Origin of the sequence: Streptomyces cahuitamycinicus (genome assembly GCF_002891435.1) — a bacterium.
GTDB lineage: Bacteria > Actinomycetota > Actinomycetes > Streptomycetales > Streptomycetaceae > Streptomyces > Streptomyces cahuitamycinicus.
Genome location: NZ_POUC01000748.1, coordinates 1 through 2,150 on the forward strand (window position 1 = coordinate 1; position 2,150 = coordinate 2,150).

Consider the following 2,150-nt stretch of genomic DNA (forward strand, 5'->3'; position numbering starts at 1 on the left):
CGCTCCGCCTCCCCGTTCCTCACTCCCCGCTGAACGCCCTAGGACGACGATGTCTCGACGGACAGGTGCCCGGCGCCGCCTCGGTTCCATACGCCTCTCCCTGGTGCTCCTGGCCCTGGTGCCCAGCGTCACCCTCGCCACCATGTGGGGCGTCACGACGATCCAGATGTTCTCGGAGGGACTCAGGCTGCGCGACCAGACGGAGCTCAGCCGGTCGACCGGCGCCATGGGCACCGACGCGACGCTCGCGCTGCAGCGGGAGCGTCAGCTGTCGGCCGCCTGGATGGCCTCACCGAGGGGCTCCAGGGCCGCCCTCGACGCGCAGCGCGAGGAGACCGACAAGGCGGTCGCCAAGCTGGTGGGGCAGGCGGACGCGATCGAGAAGGCGCCGTCCCGCATATCCGACCGGCTGTACTCGGTGCTGGGCTCGGTGGGCAGCCTGGAGTACTACCGGGACCAGGTGGACGACCCGACCGACATCACCCCGCAGCAGGCGCTGGACCAGTACTCCTCGATCATCGACGACCAGATCCACGCCTTCCAGGAGCTTTCCCAGGTCGACGACGGCGACCTCACCTCGCAGGCGGGCCCCCTGGTCGGTCTGGAGCACGCGGCGGAGCTGGTCTCCCGGGAGGACGCGCAGCTGACCCTGGCCTGGCCCACCGGGCATCTGGACGACGAGACGTGGACGCAGTTCACGGAGCTGGTGAACACCCGGCGGTGGCTGGTCAAGGACCAGGTCCTGCCACAGCTGACGGGCAGCGCCAAGGCGCAGACCGAGCGGATCCTGGCGAGCCGGGACTGGCAGACGCTGCAGGCCGTCGAGGACCAGGTGCTGGCGTCGCGCAACGCGGGCGCCGCCTCCGACCGGATCGCCCTGCCGGACGCGCAGCAGCGGTGGTCCGGCGCCATGGACACGTTGTCCGAGCAGTACGAGGGGCTCATCCAGCAGCAGACGGCGGGGCTGTTGCAGCGCAGTGCCGACAACTCGGACGCCCTGCTGCTGAAGGCGGCGCTGCTGAGCGCCGGCGGTCTGCTCGCGCTGCTGGTGTGCGTCGGCATGTCGTGGCGGATCACCCGCTCGCTGTCCCGGCGGCTGCGCGGCCTGCGCCGGGCCGCCGTCAGCCTCGCGCAGGAGCGGCTGCCCGACGTGGTGGCGCGGCTGGAGCGGGGCGAGACGGTCGACCCCGAGTCGGCGACGACCGAGCTGGACTACGGCCACGACGAACTCGGCCAGGTGGCCCGGGCGTTCAACACCGCCCAGCGCACGGCCGTGCACACCGCGGTCGAACTCGCCGACACCCGGCGCGGGTTCCAGAAGATCATTCTGGGCATCGCGCGGCAGAGCCAGAACCTGGTCAACCTCCAGCTGAGCAAGCTCGACACGCTGGAGCGCGAACACACCGACCCCGACATCCTCAAGGGCCTGTACGAACTGGACTCCACGGCCAGTCAGTTGCGGCGCTACGAGGAGAACCTCGTCATCGTCAGCGGCGAACGGCCCGGCCGCAGCTGGGCCGAGCCGGTCGCGCTGATGGACATCCTGCGCAGCGCGGTCGGGGAGGTCGCCGAGTACCAGCGAGTGGAGGTGCTCACCGACGAGGAGGTGTTCGTCGCGCCGCCCGCGGTGGCCGACGTCATCCATCTGCTGGCCGAGCTCATCGACAACGCGACCACGTACTCCCCCGCCCCGAGCCCCGTGACGGTGCGGGCGGGGATGGTGGCCAAGGGCCTGGCCGTCGAGGTGGAGGACCGCGGCCTCGGCATGTCGGAGGAGGACTACACGTCCTTCAACGAACAGCTGGCGATGCCGCCGCAGTTCGACGTGGTGGCGCTCGCCGACGACCTGCGCCTCGGCATGTTCGTGATCGCCCAGCTGGCCCACCGGCACGGCATCGCCGTCACCCTGCGCTCGTCACCGTACGGCGGGACCACGGCGATCGTGCTGATACCGCACGAGATCGTGGTGCGGGAGGCTCCCGGCGGCGGTGTGAAGGACGACGACGCCCCGCAGGACGAGAAGGCGGCGGTGGACGGACGGGGTTCGACGGACGCCGAGCGGAGTGAGGCGCCCCGGGGAGCGGAGCACGGCGCCGCGCCCGATCCCGAGCCCCGGCCTCTGGTCACGGCCCGCACCGCCTCCGCCGCCC

1 protein-coding gene is annotated in these 2,150 nt (G+C 71.6%); it reads left to right on the forward strand.

From position 1 onward, the window contains the following. Positions 1–49: 49 nt before the first annotated feature. Positions 50–2,150, forward strand: a 2,101-nt coding sequence (locus C1J00_RS42395; RefSeq protein WP_102914115.1) for a sensor histidine kinase, incomplete at its 3' end; no start/stop codon positions are given.